Raw genomic sequence first — 19,485 nt, 5'->3', positions numbered from 1 at the left:
GTGACAGCAATGAGAAGGTCAATTGGATTACTTGAATATAAAAGTATTGCAAAGGGAATGGAAGCATGTGATGAAATGCTCAAATCTTCAAATGTTGAATTAGTTTTAGCTTCACCAGTATGTCCTGGAAAATATATAGTGATATTATCTGGAGATGTAGGTGCAGTTGAAAATGCTGTTAAAGTAGGGAAAAGTATTGGAGGCAGTTATCTTATAAGTGATTATTTAATAGCAAATGTTCATGAAAATGTATTCCCGGCTATTACAGGAACAATTGATATTGGAAAAATTGATTCGCTAGGAATTGTTGAAACTATATCGGCAGTAGCATCTGTAATTGCGGGAGATGTAGCATTGAAAGCTGCTAATATAGAACTTTTAGAAATAAGAATTGCAAAAGGACTTTGCGGAAAAGGATACATGTTAATGACTGGAGAAGTGTCTGCTGTAAAATCTGCAGTTGAAGCTTGCGAAAGTAGACTTATAGAAACTGGTGAAATCATAAGTACAGTTACAATACCATCACCAAGCAAGGAATTGATTTCAAGCTTGCTTTAGGAATAGGAGTGAATATAAAGTAAAGATATATGCTTATCTATTTACTACTTTTTATATAAAGAGATAGTCTGTATTTACTTGGCTTAATAATGCATTGCATAATCTTCATAAAGTTTATTAGACTATCCCATAAACGGATTTGTAATTTTCCACCATATCTCAATTTATTCGTTAGGAATTTGTTTTACTACCTACAATAAATGCACCTAATTTCTTATCTTTTGAGCTGATTGCTTACATTATAATGCAATCATCCTCTATATCCATAACTAAATAGTAGTATACAGAGATTAGAACAACTACTATTCCTTGCTTACCTTTATATTTGTCTATAAGCTTTTCGCTACTACCAGTTATTGATTAATTTTTACATCCCAGGCTTGCTAATCCTTCTATAATTAAAGTTAAATATATAGTTTTATTTTTCATTGATTGAGTAGCATAAATCTAAACAAGCGTATCTTTTAACAATAATCCCTTATCAATAAATTAGTATCAATATTAGCATATGATTAAAAGGATGTTTTGATATATTAAAAAATTGTAGGTTTTATGCGTTTAAAGATTATATATAGTCATAATACTGAGAAACAATAATAAAATATTATCAGCATGCAATTTATAAGCGTTTTTAGAAGGGAGGAATTTTATGATTTATAATATTTTAATTGGAGGAGCAGCTGGGCTAGGAATGGAGACCATTTCCTCTATATTAGAGAAAGTTTTAAAAAGAAAAGGATTTGAAATATTTACTATACAGGACTATATGTCAAGGGTAAGAGGCGGACATAATTTTTTTCAAATACGCTTTGGAAATGAGCAAATAAATTCTCATTGGGATGATATTGATGGAATAATCGCTTTAGACAGAGAAACAATAGATCTTCACATCGGCAGATTAAAGGAAGATGGGTTTATAATTGCTGATAAGCAAATTAAGCTTGAGGATAAAAGATTCTTTGGTCTTACTCTTAAAGCTTTAGCTAAAAGCATTGGAAATCCAAAAGTATATGGTAGCATAGCTTTGGGAGCTTTTGTAAAGTTATTTAATTTGGATTTAAGTGGCGTTAAGGAAGTATTAACAGAAAAGTTCAAAGAGGAAATCGCCAACAAAAATTTCAATGCATTTGAACAAGGATACAAGCTAGTTGCACCAAAGTATCAAATTCAACCTAAGAACAATGATGAGAGTATTTTAATTGGAGGAAATGATGCTATTGCTCTTGGGGCTATTGCAGCAGGATGTAAGTTTTATTCTGCTTATCCAATGACACCATCTACAAGTATAATGAATTATCTTGCTTCAAAGATGAATGAATCAGAAATTGTAGTTGAACAGGCTGAAGATGAAATTGCTTCAATAAATATGGCTATTGGAGCCTCCTATGCAGGTGTTAGAGCAATGACAGGATCGTCTGGAGGAGGATTCGCACTAATGGTAGAGGCGGTAGGATTATCCGGAATGCTTGAGGTGCCTCTTGTAATAGCAGAAATACAAAGGCCTGGGCCTACTACAGGTTTGCCAACAAGAACAGAGCAAGCAGATTTGAAATTTGTTATAGCCTCATCACCAGGGGAAATACCTAAAATGGTAATAGCATTAAGGGAACCAGAAGATGCATTTTATCAAACTATAAGAGCATTTAATCTTGCTGATAAGTATCAAATACCAGTTATTTTACTTGGAGATCAGTTTTTAGCTGATAGTATAAGAACTGTAAAGCCTTTTAATTTTAATAAGATTAAAGTAGAAAGGTATTTAAAAGATGATGAATATATAAATGCTAAAGATTATAAGCGTTATGAATTAACAAAGACAGGTGTTTCGCCACGTATAACGCCAGGTAAAATACCAGGATTAACAGTATTGGTAGATAGTGATGAACATGATGAATATGGACATATTACTGAATCAGGTGAAGTAAGAAATAAAATGAATGATAAGAGACTAAGGAAAATGGAATATTTAAAAGAAGAACTTTTAGAACCTGAATTCATCGGTGAAGAAAATGCAGATACTTTAATTTTAGCATGGGGATCATTATATAGTCCGGTTAAGGAAGCTATAAAACTTCTTAATGGACGTTCAGGAAATAATAATAAATACTGCTCATTAATATTTGGGGATGTCTGGCCTTTACCTGAGAAAAATCTTAGGAAGTATGCAAAAAAAGTAAAAAATATAATAAACATAGAGCAAAATGCGACAGGACAACTAGCAGGACTTATTAGAGAATATACAGGTATTGAATGCAATAGCAGTATCTTAAAATATGATGGAAGACCTATTTCATCTCAAGAAATATACAGTAAGCTAATTGGAGGTGAGCAATAATGAATAATGAAATATTTCTAACATCAGAAACAGCTTGGTGTCCAGGATGTGGGGATCATAATATTCTTGATGCTCTAAAGCAAGCACTTATAGATTTAGGTAAGGCTCCACACGAAGTGCTTATTGTTGGTGGAATAGGTCAAGCTGCTAAAACACCTCAATATATAAATACTAATGGATTTTGTGGTCTTCATGGAAGATCATTACCACCTGCAGTTGCAGCAAAGATTGTAAATAAAAGATTAACTGTAATAGTAAATACAGGAGAAGGGGATTCTTATGGAGAAGGAGGAAATCACTTTATTCATAATATTAGGCGTAATGTAGATATAACACATTTTGTTCACGATAACCAAATATATGGGTTAACAAAAGGACAAGCATCACCTACAACTGACATCGGACATGTAACAGATGTTCAGCCAAATGGGTCAAATAACATTCCTATGAATCCAGTAGCGCTTGCAATAACGCTTGGTGCCGGTTTTGTTGCTAGAGCATTTAGTGGAGATAAGGAGCATTTGAAGAAAGTTATGATTGAAGCTATTAATCATAAAGGATACGCTCTTGTTGATATTTTACAGCCATGTGTGTCATTTAATAAAGTTAATACATTCCAATGGTATAATAAAAGAGTTTATAAACTTGGAAAAGAATACGATCCAAGCAATAAATTGAAGGCTATTGAAAAATCAATGGAATGGGGAGATAAGATTCCTTTGGGAATTTTATATAAAGAAGAGAAATCCAACTTCCATGACAAAGTTAGCTTTTTAAAAAATGGAGAATCACTTGTTGAAAGTGAAATTAAAATAGATAAGATCAAGGAATTTATGAAAGATTTTATATAAAAATAGCATAGGAAAAAATTAATAATCAAAAGTAATTACATTTTAGTAATCAAGGCCCGATTTTTATTAGATTGGGCCTTTTAAATACGAATGACCGTTATAAATAACATATATTTTTTTAAGCAGATAATTTCTAATGAAATCTGAGTTTCTATTTTAATAAATGTTATATTTTTATATTACATTTATCGAAATAGATGTAAATGAAAGTATATTATTCAGGTTTTAAATAAAAACTTATAGAGTAAGATATGCTATAATTATGATAATAAAACTTAAGGAAAAATGTGGAGGAAAGCAAAATGAATACAGATACATTAAGAAAATATGCAAAGCTCGTCGTTAAGAAAGGAATAAATTTACAATATGAGCAACAATTGCTTATAAATTCACCAATAGAATGTGCAGAGTTTGCTAGACTGATAGCAGAAGAAGCTTATGAAGCTGGTGCTATTAATGTTATAGTTGATTACAATGATGAAGAACTTGCCTTGATAAAATACAATAAGGCTCCTATGGAGAGTTTTAAAAGGGAGCCAAAACATGCTGTATTATCAAGAGAGCAACTTATAAAGGAGAAAACTGCATTTATAAGTATTTCTGCTAGAGATCCAGAGCTATTAAGCGGAGTAGATCCTAATAAGATTTCCACTTTAGCAAAAACAGCAAATAGAGCCATGAAAGATGTTAGCGCTGCCATGATGAGTAATGAAGTTCAATGGTGTGTTGTTTCAATACCTACAAAGGGATGGGCAAGAAAAGTATTCCCTGATTTATCAGAAGCAGATGCAGTAGAAAATCTTTGGGACTCAATTTTTAGTATAGTAAGAGCTGATAAGGAATCACCTATTGAAGCGTGGAATGAACATTTAGAAAAATTAAAAAATAGAAAAGATTATTTAAATGAAAAGAATTTTAAATATCTTTATTATAAATCAGAAGGCACAGACCTAACTGTAGAACTTCCAGAAGGACATCTATGGTTAAGTGGTGAAGAGAATTCTAAAGATGGTATTAACTTTGTTGCTAATATACCGACAGAAGAGGTATTCACCCTTCCAAAGAGAGATGGAGTAAACGGCTATGTAACTAGTAAAAAGCCACTTAACTATGGAGGAAATTTGATTGATAACTTTAAGTTGACATTAAAAGATGGTAAGATAGTTGACTTTACTGCAGAAAAAGGAGAAGAAATATTAAAAGGATTACTAGATACAGATGAAGGGGCTAGATATTTAGGTGAAGTTGCTCTAGTTGGTTATAACTCACCTATATCAAATTCGGGACTAATTTTCTTTAATACATTATTTGATGAAAATGCATCATGTCATTTTGCTTTTGGAAAAGCGTATCCAACTTGTCTGAAAGATGGTGACAATATGTCGGAAGAAGAACTAATAAAAAATGGAGCTAATGATTCATTAACTCATGTAGATTTTATGGTAGGTTCGGAAGAGCTTGAAATAATAGGTGAGACTGCTGAGGGAGAAAAAATCCAAGTATTTAAAAACGGTGATTGGGTTATATAATTGTATTATCTATATAGATTATTAATGCAAAAAATTGACAAGAAGTTAATTTATATAAATAAAGATAGGCATTTATTTAGTTTGGCGAAGATTCAATGTTTTGTTATCTATTGAAAAAATCAAAGTTGTTAAATTTGAGCCTAATAATTAAAAAGACTGTTAAATATCAAAATTTATTAGATATTTAACAGTCTTTTTAATTATTGGAGATTTTGTATTATTTATAAAAGTTGCTATTTATACAAAATGGGCATAAAAAAATACCATTGACTTTCCATATAGCCGATGATAGAATTAATTGTTAGAAAGATATTTGACTTATCTATATATAATAATCATAACATATTTAAAAAGAGAAGTCAATACTTAAAAATAAAAAAGTTTGGATGGTGTTATTTATGAAAAATTATCTTATGTCTATTTCTGATTCTATAATAAGTAAACAAACTTTTGAAGAGATTTTGCAGTGTAATGAGGAAACAGTGGAATATGGATTAAAGCTGAGTGAAGAAAATGTTAAAGAGATAGTTGAGATAAGAAGCGAAGCTTTAAGTAAGAATGGCAGAGTTGAATTTGGTGGAGGTATAATAAAACAAATAATATCAACCTTTTGCGATTCGCCATATATTTCTCAATACAATTATATTGAAACTATAGAGGAGCTAATAGAAACATTTTATTATTATAAAAATGAAACTATGGAAGAAATAGGTGACATTGAATTAATTAATTTAATGAAAGGCTATTTCGATAATGAATGCCAAGGATCTTTAGAGCTACTTAGATATAAGTATTTGGATACTATAGCTCATAATATTAAATATGGGGTTTCTGATTATTTAAATGTGGATGGAGATGAAGAGCTATAGTGGATAATTATATTATTGACAGAAATGATACCATTGAAAATTTATTAAGTAAGGAACATTATTTTCAATCGTTACTACAAGTACTTCATTCAAATGATATATTAAATAATAAAGAACTAGAAAATATTCAAGTTCAAATATTAGGTATTTTAAGAGAAACTGCAAATTATTATACAAAAGCTGAAAGCTATTCGGTAAGAGTTGAAGTTGCAGAGCAAATAATGTTATCAATTTATTATACTATAGGTAGCTTTCTAAAAGGCAAAACATCAATAAAGGAAAAGATTACGTTAATAAAAGAAAATGCAATGAAATATTTGTTTTCTGAAGGGGAAAAAGTTTTAAAGATTAAAATAGAAGAAAGTAAAGAATTATTAAAGAACGTGCAAAAAAGTAAATTAAAAACAAGTAATTATGCGTATATAGATACTATAGATTACGGGATTCCATTATTTTTTATAGAATATGATAGTAGGTTTGCGGCTCATGAAATGCAGGGATCTATAGATTATCCATTAGCTATAGATGAGATGGAGTTAGTAGGAATAGAATATATAAATGAATATTTAAGAAAAATAGATTTTGAAAATCAATTTTGTTCTCACTTTGATATCTATGAAATTGAAAATTTGCTTAAAAGCTTTGATAAAAATTCAGATCATATATTAATAAATATCTTTGAATTGGTTTTGACTAATTATTTAGGATGTATGGTATTAGGGAAGAGAGGAATAACTCTAGATATAACAGATACTGAAAGACGTTATCTTAAAAATAAGTTAGGAGAACTGAAAGAAGAGGAATTTAATGAAGTAATATCTAGGATAGTTGAATGTATTTGCCAGGAGTTTAATATAAATGATATAAATTTTATTAATTATATTAATTATATAAATAAAACTATTTACAAGATTATGCCAAGTATTAAGAAGAATATTGAAAATAATAAATTGGAAAATACATTTATCACATTTAAAAATGCAGATGAAAATTTAATTAGATATGAAGATGGAGAAAGTTTAGAGAACAGCAGATTTAAGGATATAACTGAAGAAATTAGAGATTGTGATAAAGTGGATGATAAGATACAAATTATAAGGAAGGAAATTCATAGCCTTAGAGACTTAGTAGATGTTCTTGGCTCTGATTGCATATTTGATTATGAATTCATTGAGATATTTAAGGTTTTAGATGATTTTGAAATATCACTGTTACTTAAGTATATTCCAAATGATTCAGTTATGGATGTGGATTATGGAACTGAAAGTGAGAAGGAGTGGCATGAAAAGCTTAAGGAATATCTTGACATGATTAATGAAGAGAAAAAAAGTAAAATAATTACTGAATCCTTGAATATTATATTGTAATACTAGTTTAGGCATATATAGGCAGTGATCTATGTCCCAGGTTTATATCACGAAATATATGCTGACTAAAAATAAGAGCTACGTATAATATGATTATTATTTGGAACTATTGCTGATAAAAATAATGTGGATTATTATGTTATTATAAAGATATTTCTGTTAGAATAAAACATTAAATATAAGGAGTAGAGAAATATATGAGATTAATAATGAATGCAGATGATTTTGGTATTTCAAAAGCAATTAATTTAGGTATAATTGAAGGATTCAAAAATGGAATAGTAACATCTACCACATTAATGTGTAATATGGAGACAACGGAACATGCGGTTAATTTGGCAAAAGAAAATTCTAAATTAGGTGTAGGAATTCACCTGGTTCTTACCGCAGGCAGACCTTTATCAAAGAACGTGAAAACCTTAGTTGATAATGAAGGGAATTTTTTAAAATATGATAAGATGTTTGAGTCAGCGTGTATTGAAGATATAAGAATAGAATTTAGAAACCAATTTGAAAAGTTTTTATCTTTTGGGATAGTTCCAACACATATAGATACACATCATCATGTACATTCTATTGAGAGTGTTTTTGAAGTAGTTGCTGAGTTAGCAAAGGAGCATAATATACCAATTAGACATATTAAGGTAATTGGAGAAGAAAAGTATGAAAGCATTAAAACAACAACTAAGTTTGATGATAGTTTCTATAATATTTCTATGATTGAACCCCAAATGTTAATAAACCTTTTGGAAGATAATATTAATGTAGATTCTTTAGAAATTATGTGCCACCCAGGATATCTTGATTCTAAGATTATTAGTAGTAGTTCATATGCATATCCAATAGTAAAGGAATTAGAAACATTAACTAATAAAGAAGTAATACAGTTTATTAATGAAAAAAACATCGAATTAATAAATTTTAAAGATATATAACTAAAAATTATTGTTATATATAAAGCAAAACATTTAAAGGTGCCAATTACTAGGAAATAGTAGTTAGGGCTTTTCGTAAAGATATTGTTAGAATATTGATAAATAGTATTTTACAATTACGGTGCTCTATATTTAATAAAAACACAACTGTACTAGTACAGTTGTGTTTTTATATTATTGAATAGAAGATTATATTGAGTTACGATATAGAAAACAGATCTGTTAGAATTTTATGAAAATAAGAGAAAATACAATTTTTATATAAAGAATAGAAGAGGAAATTTCTTATAAGAGTATCTAAATAAATTGCTTAAAGAATAAAAAATAAGTATACCAAATATGAACAAATGCTTAAATTATTAAATCAAAATTTAAAAATGATTATGCTTATATTTTATAATATATAGGAGGATATCTGATGGAAAAAGGAATTAAAATAGTAACAATTGGTGGGGGATCGAGCTATACTCCAGAATTAGTGGAAGGATTTATAAAAAGGTATAATGAACTTCCGGTAAGGGAATTATGGCTAGTTGATATTGAAAGCGGAAAAGAAAAATTAGATATTGTAGGGAAATTAGCTAAAAGAATGGTTAAAAAAGCTGGCGTACCTATGGAAATTCATTTGACTTTAGACAGAAGAGAGGCACTAAAGGATGCGGATTTTGTAACTACACAATTAAGAGTTGGTCTGTTAGATGCTAGGATTCAGGATGAAAGAATACCATTAAGCCATGGCGTAATAGGACAAGAAACAAATGGTGCAGGAGGTATGTTTAAAGCATTAAGAACAATACCTGTGATTTTAGATATAGATAAAGATATGTCAGAGCTATGTCCAAATGCATGGCTTATAAATTTTACAAATCCTGCAGGAATGGTAACAGAGGCTCTTCTTAGGTATGGAAAAAATAAAAAAGTTATTGGATTATGTAATGTTCCAATTGGTATGGAAAAAGCAGTAGCGGACATGCTTGAAGTAGATCATAACAGAATTACTATGGATTTCATGGGATTGAATCATATGGTATTTGGTAGAGAAATTTATTTAGATGGTGAAAAAATTACTGATAAAGTAGTAGACTCACTAGCAGAAGGTAAACTGGGGTCAATTGTAAAAAATATTCAAGATTTAGAGTGGAATCCAGAATTTATTAAAGCTCTTAGAATGATGCCATGCCCTTATCATAGGTATTACTTTCAAACAGCAGATATGCTTGAAGAAGAGTTAAAAGAATTTTCTAAGGGAGAAACTAGAGCAGAAGTAGTTAAGAGATTAGAAAATGATTTATTTGAACTATACAAAGATGAAAATTTAGATATTAAGCCACCGCAATTAGAAAAAAGAGGTGGAGCATATTATTCAGATGCAGCTTGCAGATTAATTAACTCTATTTATAACAACAAGGGAGATATTCAACCAGTTAATACTAAAAACAATGGGGCTATTGAAGGAATAGAGAATGACTCAGCAGTCGAAATTTCATGTATTATAACCAAGGATGGACCTAAACCTATTGCTATGGGGAAATTACCAGTAAGTGTAAATGGATTGGTTCAAACAATAAAATCATTTGAACGTCTAGTGGTTGAAGCAGCAGTTGAAGGGGATTATCATAAAGCACTTCTTGCATTAACTATTAATCCATTAATTCCATCAGAGAAAATGGCAAAAATATTATTGGATGAATTACTAGAGGCACATAAAGATTATTTACCACAATTTGCTTAATATAATAAAAGATTTAAGGGAGAGAATATAACCCTTAGATCTTTTATTATTGTATTTGTGATAATTTTAATATTTCATCATAAATAATATTTAATGCTAATTTCAAATCAGCAGAATTAATTCTAGCGATACTAAGTCTTAGACTATTGTCAAAATTCTCTGTATTATAGTATGATGCTGAATTATGGGCTAGAAAGATATTTTTGCTTTTTAAGTTGTCTAATAATTTATTACAGCTGATATGAGGAGCTAATCTTATAGTAGAATAATAACCAGAACTTCCGCCAAGTATCTTAACTAAATTTGAGTCCCAAGTAGAAGTTATTTTCCTAAATAATTTTAAAGTGTCCTTTAAATTGTTAGAAAGAATAGTTACATGCTTATTATATATAGAGCTTTTTATATATGATTCAAGTGTTGCTTGAGACACCAATGATGGCATGTAATATGAAAAATAATATGAGTATCTCATCCATTCCCTAAAGCCATTAATTAAATCATCAGGAATTATAGCTACACCAATTCTTATATAAGGTATTGTCTTTGAAAAGCTTCTAAGGTATATACAATTCCTAAAATCCGAGTAATAGTAAAGAGGTGAATATCTTGACAAGGTGCTTAAATCTGAAAAATAATCATCTTCGATAATATATACATTGTAAGTATGGGCAAGCTTCATTATTGCTTTTCTTTGATTTAATGAATAATAAGTGCCTAAAGGGTTATGATTTCTAGGAATCGTATAAAAGAATTTAATATTTTGGGTTTTAAATATTTCTTCAAGTTTATATAAATTAATTCCATTCTCATCTCTTTTTATAGTTTTAACTTTCATATTCTCATACTTTAAAAAGTTTATATAATAAGTATAAGATGGATCCTCGATAAGTATAGTATCATTGCCGTTTGGAAATTCCATCTTTGAAAAAAGAGTTAATACTTGTAGAATACCTTGAGATAGAATTAAATTTTTGCTTTTAGAATATATATCATCCTTCATAAGTAAATCAGTTAACAGTTCACGTAGAGAAGGAAGTCCTTCTAAATCCATATTTAGAGACATGTTGCCATGGAGCTCTAAGGCTGAGTTTAGACAATGCTGAATGTCCTTTATTGGGATATTGCTAACTAAAGAGTTACCAGTCGATAGGTCATAAATATTAGTTTGATTTGTATTAAAACGTACAAGGTTATCAGCAACGTAAAATCCACTCTGAGGTGAAGAGTAAACTATATGTTCATTGCATAGGTTATCGTAGGCTTTAATCACAGTTCCTTTACTGCATTTGTATTCTTTGCAGAGGGATGTAATTGATGGTAGTTTAGCACCTTGAGGCATTTGATCAAGTATTATTTTTTGTTTTATATCACATGAAATTTGTTCGTATATCTTCAACAATTTAATCCCCCCTTAAATTTTTATAAAATTAGTTTAACATATATTAGGTTGTTGAATAAACAGAATTTGTAAAAAATAAATAAGTCATCCCTTTGTGATATAATAATTTCGCGAAAAACCCAAATATATCACATAAGGAATGACTCAAATATGATTATATCATCAAATATTAAAAGTGAAAATGACCATTATAAAATTTTTGAAGCTGTTAAAATTGCATTTGCTAAATTAAATTCGAATATTAAAAGTACTAAAGGGCGACCACGTAAGTATTCAGATGAACAAATAGTTGCATGTATATTATATGGCGTTAAAAGTAGTATTTTCAGTTTAAGAGAGCTTGAATATCGTATAAAGCAAGACTATGTGTTTCAGTCTATAATTCAACTCAATCAAGTACCAGATTATTCTACATTCTCATTAAGAACTAAAATTTTAGAGAAACATATATATTATGGTATTTATGCTATGCTTGTTGAACTTATCAATCCTGAAACTAGACTGTGTGCAATAGATGGAACTGCTTTAAGAAGTTCAAAATACGATAGCGAAGCTAAATCCGGTAAGGGTACCCGCCTTGGATATTATAAAGGTTATAAATTACACTGTATTGCAGCAGTTAGTGATATTATAATTCCTCTAGTTTTTTATTTAACAACAGCTAATGTTTATGATAATCAAGTCTCAGATTTACTATATGAAGCTAAAATTTATAATCCATTTTTAATACTTGCAGATGCAGCATATGATTCATTAGAAGGTTTGAAATTGCTTCTAGCTTAGAATTTAATTTGTTAACTGATATAAATATGCGTAAGGCTAAAAGTATTGAGTCATTTACTGATAAACGATATGAAAATGCTTTGTTTATTCAATCTCCTATTGGATCAAAATTATATAAAAACAGATTGAAAATAGAGCAATTATTCTCTGTATTAAAGGGATTATATAACTTAGAAAACCCAAGGCTTTATGGGCAAGCCCGATACGAACGTCATATAAAATGGGTCTTATTAGCGTACTTAATAGATGAATTTAACAAAAAGCAGCAAGGAATAAAAACTAGAAAATATCCTTGGAATATATAATTTCTAAGAATATTTTCTTAAATAACCATTTGTAAAAATTAGTTATTCAACAACCTAATATATATATAATTTTATAAATAATCTCTAAATGACTATTCGAAAGCATAATATATAATTTCTATTTGAAAATATTACATGATAAGTTCACTTAAAAATAATTTGAGTAATATAGGACGAAAAAATGATGCGATGTTGTATTTAATGTTAATAATTATATATATTAATACATTTATTTGTATTAAGTTTAAAAATTCGATATTTTAATGAAAGAATATGTTATAATTTTCTTGTTAAAATGGAGAATATTTAAATAAAAATTGAAGTTGGAAATAAGATAATGTAGACAATATATAGTAAAAAATAATCAGTAAATTATATATAGTTAATAAGTAGGATGATTTGTTTAAAAACAAACTATTTAGTATTAGTAGTTTAGGAGAAAGCAATGGAAAAGAATTCAGTTGGATATACCAAAGTTATAAAAACGATAAGAAAAAGATATATGTTAGCATTGTGCATAATTATTTTGGCATTATTACTAAGTCAAATAATAGTGCAATATAATATAAATAATGAAATGAGCTATTCTCGGATAATCAATAAAGATTAAAAATAATAGAAGATTCAGATGGTAAAACATATAAACTAGAAATAAGTTTTGGATCAACTAGCTATAAGCTGAGTGAAGCAGATAATTTAGAGGAGCTGTTAAGGAAAGCTGATTATAAAATGTATGAAAATAAGAAGTTAAAAAAGGTTTCTAGGTAATGAAATATATGCCTCTTATAATCTCAATGAAGGAGGTATATATTTCATTATAAATCTGGAACACGTGTGCAAAAAGCGTTATTTAATTAAGATACATATGAAAGGCAAGCTACATGCAAAAGTGAAGATTATATAATGAATAAGAATTTAAGCATGGTAGGAGAAAGTAAAAATGATAAAATATTTACAATCTAAAACTCTTAAAATGGCATTATCAGCTACAATAGCAATTATTATATCAAATTATGTTGGTTTACAATTTGGAGTGACTTCAGGAATTATTGCAATCCTAAGTATTCAAGATACAAAAAAAGAATCTTTATTAGTTGCAGGGAGAAGAATAATTGCTTCTGCATTAGCCATTCTTTTGTCGTTTATGCTATATTTATTACTTGGAAATAACCCAATCATATTCGGATTATTTTTAATTATATTTATACAAACAACAATAATTTTAAAAATAGAGGAAGGAATGGTAGTTGGATCTGTATTATCAACACATTTACTTACAAGCACAAATATAAATATTTCATGGATTATAAACGAAGCACAATTAACTGTAATAGGAATTGGAGTAGCAATGATGTTTAATTTATATACCGCATCATTGGAAGAACAATTTGAAAAAAACAAAGAAAGAATAGAAGATTATTATAGAGCTATATTATCAGATATGGCAGTAAGCCTTGTTACTCAAGCTGTACCAATTTATGAAAAGCAAATATCAGTGAGCGTTGAGGAATTAATTAATAAGTCTAAATTTATGGCGCAGATAATAAATAATAACCATTTATTTAAAAAAAATGATTATTATTTGAGTTATATAGAGATGAGAATAATACAGCTAGATACAATGAAAAGAATGAAGAGGCATTTCTCGAGATTTTATATGACTTATGATCAAACTAGAATATTATCAGAATTTACAAATGAAGTTGCAATGAATCTTAAGGAAGATAATGATTGTGTAGAGCTTATAGATAAACTAAATTTGCTTAGGAAAGATTATGAAAAAATGGATTTGCCTAAAAATCGAAACGAATTTGAAAATAGAGCGTTATTATTTCAGTTTTTGAATGATTTAGAAGATTTCCTAGTTATTAAGAAAGAATTCAAGGAATCTTTTCAAAATAAGTAGAAATTATAAATATAACTTACTAAAATTAGTTTTAATGCCATTAATGGTAAAAATATTGGTATAAATATTGAAATTTATCAAAAATAAGTGTAAAATTATGCATATCATATGCATTGATAATAGCACACTTGCCGAAAGGTAGGGCCGCAAAGCTATGGGTCTAAAGAAATTCATTTTCAATGATTGCCAGGTTGCCAAAATGTAGTTATATAAACATTAGTCATTTGTTTATTTTTGGTGCCTATTAATAATTAATAGGTACCTTTTTATTTTGATACAAAATCATTGAAATATGTGTATATGGTAACAATTTAAATAAAGAAAGGTTAGGTGTAGTAAATGAAAAAGTATCAACTGTCTTTGGACAAAGCAAAAAAGGAGATTAATATAAGGATATGGGGAATGTTTGAACCAAACGATGCTAATAGTTTTGTTGAAGATTTTAGAAAAGAACTATCTCCTATACAAACTTCAGAATATGTATTGAATTTTGACGCAAGAGAGTTAAACGTTTCAAGACAAGAGATGTTACCAATGTTAGAAGGATGTTTTCAAATGTACAAGGCTTGCAAGTTTGTAAAGGTTATAGCAAATGTTGGTAGCAATATTACTTTAAAGATGCAATTATCAAGAATAAGTAGGAACACTGGATTGGTAATTGAAATAATTTAAAATGATACATAATTTATAATATTAAATTGAATTACATTAGCTAGGAGATTATTATGGGAATAAGACTAAGTTGTATTGATGTTTGTCATGCATCAGAAGTTGTTTCAAATGATATTTATTTAAAACATTTTGAAAAACAAGATAAAGATGTAGAACATTTATTAGTAGATATAATGGGTAGAGATAAACGATTTATGTTTAATGAACAGGAGACAACTTTATCTCTAGCAGTAAAAGTAGCAAAATCAGTATTAGATAAGGCTAACTTGACAGGTAGTGATATAGATGTACTAGTTTATTCATCTATATTATCGGAATATGTAGCACCAGCAACATCTATTTTAATACATAAGGAATTAAATGCAGGAAGAAATGTAATGTGTTTTGATATGAATGCTAATTGTGCTGGCATGACTGTTGCATTAGAGAATATGTCAAATTATTTAGAATCGTCGAAGCGAGCTAAAAGAGCATTAATTATTGGTTGTGATGATGTTGATTCATTAGCTGACCCAAATAATGAGCTTTGCTATGGAAATTATGGACATGCTGCATGTGCAATAATTTTAGAAAAAGTTGAAGAAGAGTGTGGGATAGTTGATGCAGAATATTATATAAACACAGAGGAAAGTCATAACATTATGTATCCAAGTGAAGGATTCTCTAATTTTTTCAAATCAAAAGATGTAAGCGAACTTTATCTGAAATGGTTGCCATTTGATGGTGGGGCATGTGTTTATCCCGCAGCAGAGATTGCTAAAAAGATGCTGAAGAAAAATGGCTTAGAAAATGAAGATATTAAGATGTTTTGCTTTTCTCAGTTTGCGTTTATAAATATAAAAAATATAAGACAACTTTTAGATATAGGAGAAGATAAGAGTATCTATATAGGAAATAAATATGGATATACTGGAACTACTAGCCCTTTCATAGCATTGTATGAATCGATAAAGGAAGGTAAAGTTAAAAGAGGTGACTATGTAATTTTCTGGACTATTGGATCTGGTTCTCAGAGTATAGTTATGTTATATAAATATTAATATTAGAAAACGCACTTCATAAATATAACCTTCTGTAGTAAAATCTATAGAAGGTTATATTTATGAGTTTGATGCTATCATATGAAATGCAAGTAAATATACTTCGGATAAATATATATTAGAATATCACTAATTTAAGAATAAATGCTTATAAAGAATTTAATGAAGTAGAAATATATATGTAGATAGTGTTAGAACTTAAAAAATACTATATTAATTAAAGAATAACAGGGGAGATGGTTTGATAATGTACGATTATCCACTATATAGGCCTCCAAGTGAAAGTAATAGTCTTATAATACAAGTAACTTTAGGGTGTTCTCATAATAAATGTAATTTTTGTAATATGTATAAATCTAAAAAATTTACAATAAAATCTTTGGAAGATATTAAAGCAGACGTAAATTACTTTAGAGAAATGTATTCTTATGTAGAAAAAATATTTTTGGCAGATGGTGATGCTTTAATCATTCCAACGGAAAAATTAAAAGAAATATTAACGCTTATAAGAAATACATTTTCTGAATGCAGGAGAGTAACGCTTTATGGGTCACCAAAATCAATATTAGGTAAAACTCATCAAGAGTTGAAAGAACTTAAAGATTTAGGTTTATATATGATATATATGGGCGTTGAAAGTGGAAGCGATGAGGTTTTAAACGATATAAATAAAGGAGTGAGTAGTAACGAGATAATTGATGCTGCTAGAATAGTTAAAAATGCTGATATCTTACTATCAGTAACAGTTATAGCTGGAGTTGGTGGAATTGAAAAGAGCGATATTCATGCAATCAAAACAGGCAAATTAATAAGCGATATGGCTCCAAATTATTTAGGCGTATTAACTCTTATGGTTGAAGAAGAAACGGATTTATATAATAAAATATTAAGGAAAGAATTTAAACTTCTAAGTGATAGAGAAATATTAAATGAGATAGGGATATTAATACAACATATTAATGTCAATGAATCAGTTACATTTAGATGCAATCACGCATCAAATTATGTTTCTCTAAGAGGAAGTTTACCAGAAGATAAAGAAAAATTGCTTAATCAAATTAACTACTATTTAAAAACTAATCAAATAAAACAAGAGGAATATAGAAGATTGTAAGCAAACAATTGAAGTTAATAATCCAGCATTCGATGTTATTGGGATAAAATCTATTGATGGAGCGGGAGAGTTTAGAAGTGATACAGATGGTAGAATGCAGAACTTTAAGGCAGCGATTAAACAGTTAAAGGATATAGGGCATACTCAGTATATAAAAAATATCGATGAGAGTGATATTAGAATAATTGGAGCTGTAGTGGTTGGAAGTCCAAAAGAACTAAAGGCAATCGAGAACAATCCTATTATAAAACATGCTGTCTTAGGTACTGTGGTTGATAAATATTAATTAAAGGGAAAAATTTAATTTTAGTGGTAATAATGTAATAGTTGATTATAAAAGTAACTTTTGGTTCTAGACTGAAAGTTACTTTTTTATTCTTTATGAATTTATATTGTAATGAAATCTGTGGACATTGTGTTCCTTGTGAGTGTAAATTATGGAAAAGGACGATTCACATTTTTAAGAATGTATATATTTTTCAAGCTAAGGTTAATATAGTAAATGATTTTATGAAATTAAAATATTAAGTATATTACAGGGAGAGCAAAGTATGAGCATGTTTAGAACAAAGTTAATTGATAATATTATAGGGTTTGTTGAAAAATGTTACTACATTATATTAATAGTTATATTGTTAATTGCATCCTTTAATATATTTTACAATTTAGGTGTCATTCCCATATATAGCTGGGATGAGGCACGACATGGTGTTAGCGCTTATGAGATGATAAAAAATAGCAATTATATAGTAAATACATATGCTTATAAAAATGATTATTGGAATTTGAAACCACCAATAAGCTTTTGGGCAATAGCTATGGGATATAAAATTGCAGGATTTAATGCTTTAGGACTAAGAGTATTTTCTGCATTTGCAGCAATAATAACGATAGTACTTGTAGCAATTTTTAGTTTCAATATATATGGGAGATTGACATCTCTGATTGCGACAATTGTTTTAACAACAACAATACCATTTATTACAGAGCATTGTGCAAGAACGGGAGATGCAGATGCAATATACGTTTTATTTTTTACAATATCAGTAATGTCTTTAATTTTAATGGAAAGGAGTATTAAATGGCTATATGTATTTGGATTATCATTTTCAGCAGCTTTTTTAAGTAAAAGTTTTCATGCAGGTAATATCTTTTTTATAGGAATATTATATTTAATATTTAGTAAAAATTTATTTAAATTAACATTAAAGCAAATTCTGGCATTAGTATTAAGTGCATCTTTTCCGATTCTTATATGGGCAATCTTGAGATATTCCAATGACGGAATAGCTTTTTTTAAGACTATGATAGAATTTGATTTGATGGCAAGAACATCAAGACCTTTAGAAGGACATATTGGAGGAAAGTGTTACTATATTGAACATTTGCAATGGTCATATTTTTACTGGAATCTTGTATTCGTAGGTGTTAGCATGGCATATTTAACTATAGCCCATAGATATATTACGGATAGGAAACTAATAAATTGTAATTTGATAATATGGCTGTCGATGATTATTCCGTTTATATTATATACTATTTCAAAAACGAAAATTTCATGGTATGTTTTACCGATATATCCTGCCGCAGCAATATGGATAGGATATGCATCAGGTTTTATATTAAAAGAGCGTAATAGAAATTTTGCTACACAAATAGTATTGGTTGCTATGATTATATTATCGATATATAAAAGTGAAGAAGTTATAGTAACTAGAATTTTAAATCCAAAAGAGGACTTGAGTCAAGAGCTTATTAAGGAAATCGGAAACTTGCCAGAATATTATGGAGAAAAAATATATGTAAATCATTTTGAGCAAAGCTATTGGCTGGATAGTGAGCTTTATGCAGATTTGACTCCGCTAGAAGGTGGTATAGAAGGATTTTTGAAAGATAATAAAGATAAAACATTATTGTTTATTAAAAAAGAAGATTTCGACTCACTTGGAAATGAAAAAGATAATTTAAAAGTTATACTTGAAAATGATGAGGCCTATATTTTTGCAAAATAATATAATTATGGTTTTTGTTGACGAAATTCATTACGAATTATACAATAGAAAAAGTGTTTTATTTAATATTATATATAT

General features: G+C 28.6%; 17 protein-coding genes, 1 pseudogene and 1 riboswitch. Of the genes and pseudogenes, 17 read left to right on the top strand and 1 reads right to left on the bottom strand.

Features of this window, described 5'->3' with window-relative positions; translation table 11 throughout:
• Positions 1–9 precede the first annotated feature (9 nt).
• The 8 genes from AXY43_RS08570 (at position 10) to AXY43_RS08535 (ending at position 10,176) form a co-directional block, all read left to right on the top strand.
• The gene (locus AXY43_RS08570; RefSeq protein WP_065418711.1) at positions 10–558 is read left to right on the top strand and encodes a BMC domain-containing protein; all 549 of its coding nucleotides are present in this window, start codon (positions 10–12) and stop codon (positions 556–558) included.
• 649 nt (positions 559–1,207) lie between these two features.
• The gene (locus AXY43_RS08565) at positions 1,208–2,893 is read left to right on the top strand and encodes a 2-oxoacid:acceptor oxidoreductase subunit alpha (protein ID WP_105411412.1); all 1,686 of its coding nucleotides are present in this window, start codon (positions 1,208–1,210) and stop codon (positions 2,891–2,893) included.
• Positions 2,893–3,744, top strand: coding sequence for a 2-oxoacid:ferredoxin oxidoreductase subunit beta (locus AXY43_RS08560; RefSeq protein ID WP_012060198.1), 852 nt, complete (start codon positions 2,893–2,895; stop codon positions 3,742–3,744). Before AXY43_RS08565 ends, AXY43_RS08560 begins: the two co-directional genes overlap by 1 nt.
• A gap of 302 nt (positions 3,745–4,046) precedes the next feature.
• On the top strand, positions 4,047–5,273 hold the full coding sequence (locus tag AXY43_RS08555; protein ID WP_105411411.1) for an aminopeptidase: 1,227 nt from the start codon (positions 4,047–4,049) through the stop codon (positions 5,271–5,273).
• Positions 5,274–5,671: 398 nt separating this feature from the next.
• Positions 5,672–6,142 carry a DUF6323 family protein gene (locus tag AXY43_RS08550; RefSeq protein WP_012060196.1) on the top strand — a complete coding sequence of 157 codons (471 nt, stop codon included), beginning with the start codon at positions 5,672–5,674 and terminating at the stop codon, positions 6,140–6,142.
• The gene (locus tag AXY43_RS08545) at positions 6,142–7,509 is read left to right on the top strand and encodes a DUF6179 domain-containing protein (RefSeq protein ID WP_105411410.1); all 1,368 of its coding nucleotides are present in this window, start codon (positions 6,142–6,144) and stop codon (positions 7,507–7,509) included. The genes AXY43_RS08550 and AXY43_RS08545 overlap by 1 nt, the downstream gene beginning before the upstream one ends.
• Before the next feature lie 197 nt (positions 7,510–7,706).
• Positions 7,707–8,444, top strand: a complete 738-nt coding sequence (chbG, locus tag AXY43_RS08540) for a chitin disaccharide deacetylase (protein ID WP_105411409.1) — start codon at positions 7,707–7,709, stop codon at positions 8,442–8,444.
• Positions 8,445–8,862: 418 nt separating this feature from the next.
• Positions 8,863–10,176 (top strand): 6-phospho-beta-glucosidase, encoded by a 1,314-nt coding sequence (locus tag AXY43_RS08535; RefSeq protein ID WP_039772054.1) that lies wholly within the window; start codon positions 8,863–8,865, stop codon positions 10,174–10,176.
• A 46-nt stretch (positions 10,177–10,222) separates the two neighbouring features.
• On the opposite strand, the gene AXY43_RS08530 is transcribed toward AXY43_RS08535, so the two are convergent.
• Positions 10,223–11,572, bottom strand: coding sequence for a PLP-dependent aminotransferase family protein (locus tag AXY43_RS08530; RefSeq protein WP_031275509.1), 1,350 nt, complete (start codon positions 11,570–11,572; stop codon positions 10,223–10,225).
• 153 nt (positions 11,573–11,725) lie between these two features.
• Between AXY43_RS08530 and AXY43_RS08525 the strand changes: the two are divergent.
• The 9 genes and pseudogenes from AXY43_RS08525 to AXY43_RS08495 all read left to right on the top strand — a co-directional run bounded on the left by AXY43_RS08525 (position 11,726) and on the right by AXY43_RS08495 (position 19,407).
• A pseudogene (locus tag AXY43_RS08525) lies at positions 11,726–12,663 on the top strand (transposase).
• Positions 12,664–13,108: 445 nt separating this feature from the next.
• Positions 13,109–13,273 (top strand): hypothetical protein, encoded by a 165-nt coding sequence (locus AXY43_RS27795; RefSeq protein ID WP_017209025.1) that lies wholly within the window; start codon positions 13,109–13,111, stop codon positions 13,271–13,273.
• Positions 13,274–13,275: 2 nt separating this feature from the next.
• Positions 13,276–13,431, top strand: a complete 156-nt coding sequence (locus AXY43_RS28735) for a diguanylate cyclase (RefSeq protein WP_106884451.1) — start codon at positions 13,276–13,278, stop codon at positions 13,429–13,431.
• A gap of 172 nt (positions 13,432–13,603) precedes the next feature.
• The gene (locus tag AXY43_RS08520; RefSeq protein WP_012060191.1) at positions 13,604–14,569 is read left to right on the top strand and encodes an aromatic acid exporter family protein; all 966 of its coding nucleotides are present in this window, start codon (positions 13,604–13,606) and stop codon (positions 14,567–14,569) included.
• 111 nt (positions 14,570–14,680) lie between these two features.
• A riboswitch (cyclic di-GMP riboswitch) is annotated at positions 14,681–14,768 on the top strand.
• A gap of 161 nt (positions 14,769–14,929) precedes the next feature.
• Entirely contained in the window at positions 14,930–15,241 is a 312-nt protein-coding gene (locus AXY43_RS08515) for a hypothetical protein (RefSeq protein ID WP_241395051.1), read from the top strand.
• A gap of 53 nt (positions 15,242–15,294) precedes the next feature.
• Positions 15,295–16,281 (top strand): 3-oxoacyl-[acyl-carrier-protein] synthase III C-terminal domain-containing protein, encoded by a 987-nt coding sequence (locus tag AXY43_RS08510; RefSeq protein ID WP_012060189.1) that lies wholly within the window; start codon positions 15,295–15,297, stop codon positions 16,279–16,281.
• A gap of 247 nt (positions 16,282–16,528) precedes the next feature.
• Complete coding sequence (locus AXY43_RS08505; protein ID WP_077854616.1) at positions 16,529–17,395, top strand: radical SAM protein; 867 nt, start codon at positions 16,529–16,531, stop codon at positions 17,393–17,395.
• Positions 17,396–17,489: 94 nt separating this feature from the next.
• Complete coding sequence (locus tag AXY43_RS08500) at positions 17,490–17,681, top strand: anti sigma factor C-terminal domain-containing protein (protein WP_023973049.1); 192 nt, start codon at positions 17,490–17,492, stop codon at positions 17,679–17,681.
• Positions 17,682–17,946: 265 nt separating this feature from the next.
• Positions 17,947–19,407 carry an ArnT family glycosyltransferase gene (locus AXY43_RS08495; RefSeq protein WP_023973048.1) on the top strand — a complete coding sequence of 487 codons (1,461 nt, stop codon included), beginning with the start codon at positions 17,947–17,949 and terminating at the stop codon, positions 19,405–19,407.
• The last annotated feature ends 78 nt before the right edge of the window (positions 19,408–19,485 follow it).

The sequence above is a fragment of the Clostridium sp. MF28 genome, assembly GCF_002969175.1.
Taxonomy (GTDB): Bacteria; Bacillota; Clostridia; order Clostridiales; family Clostridiaceae; genus Clostridium; species Clostridium beijerinckii.
Note: the sequence above shows the minus strand (reverse complement) of the source record. Positions and strands in the feature narration are given on the sequence as shown.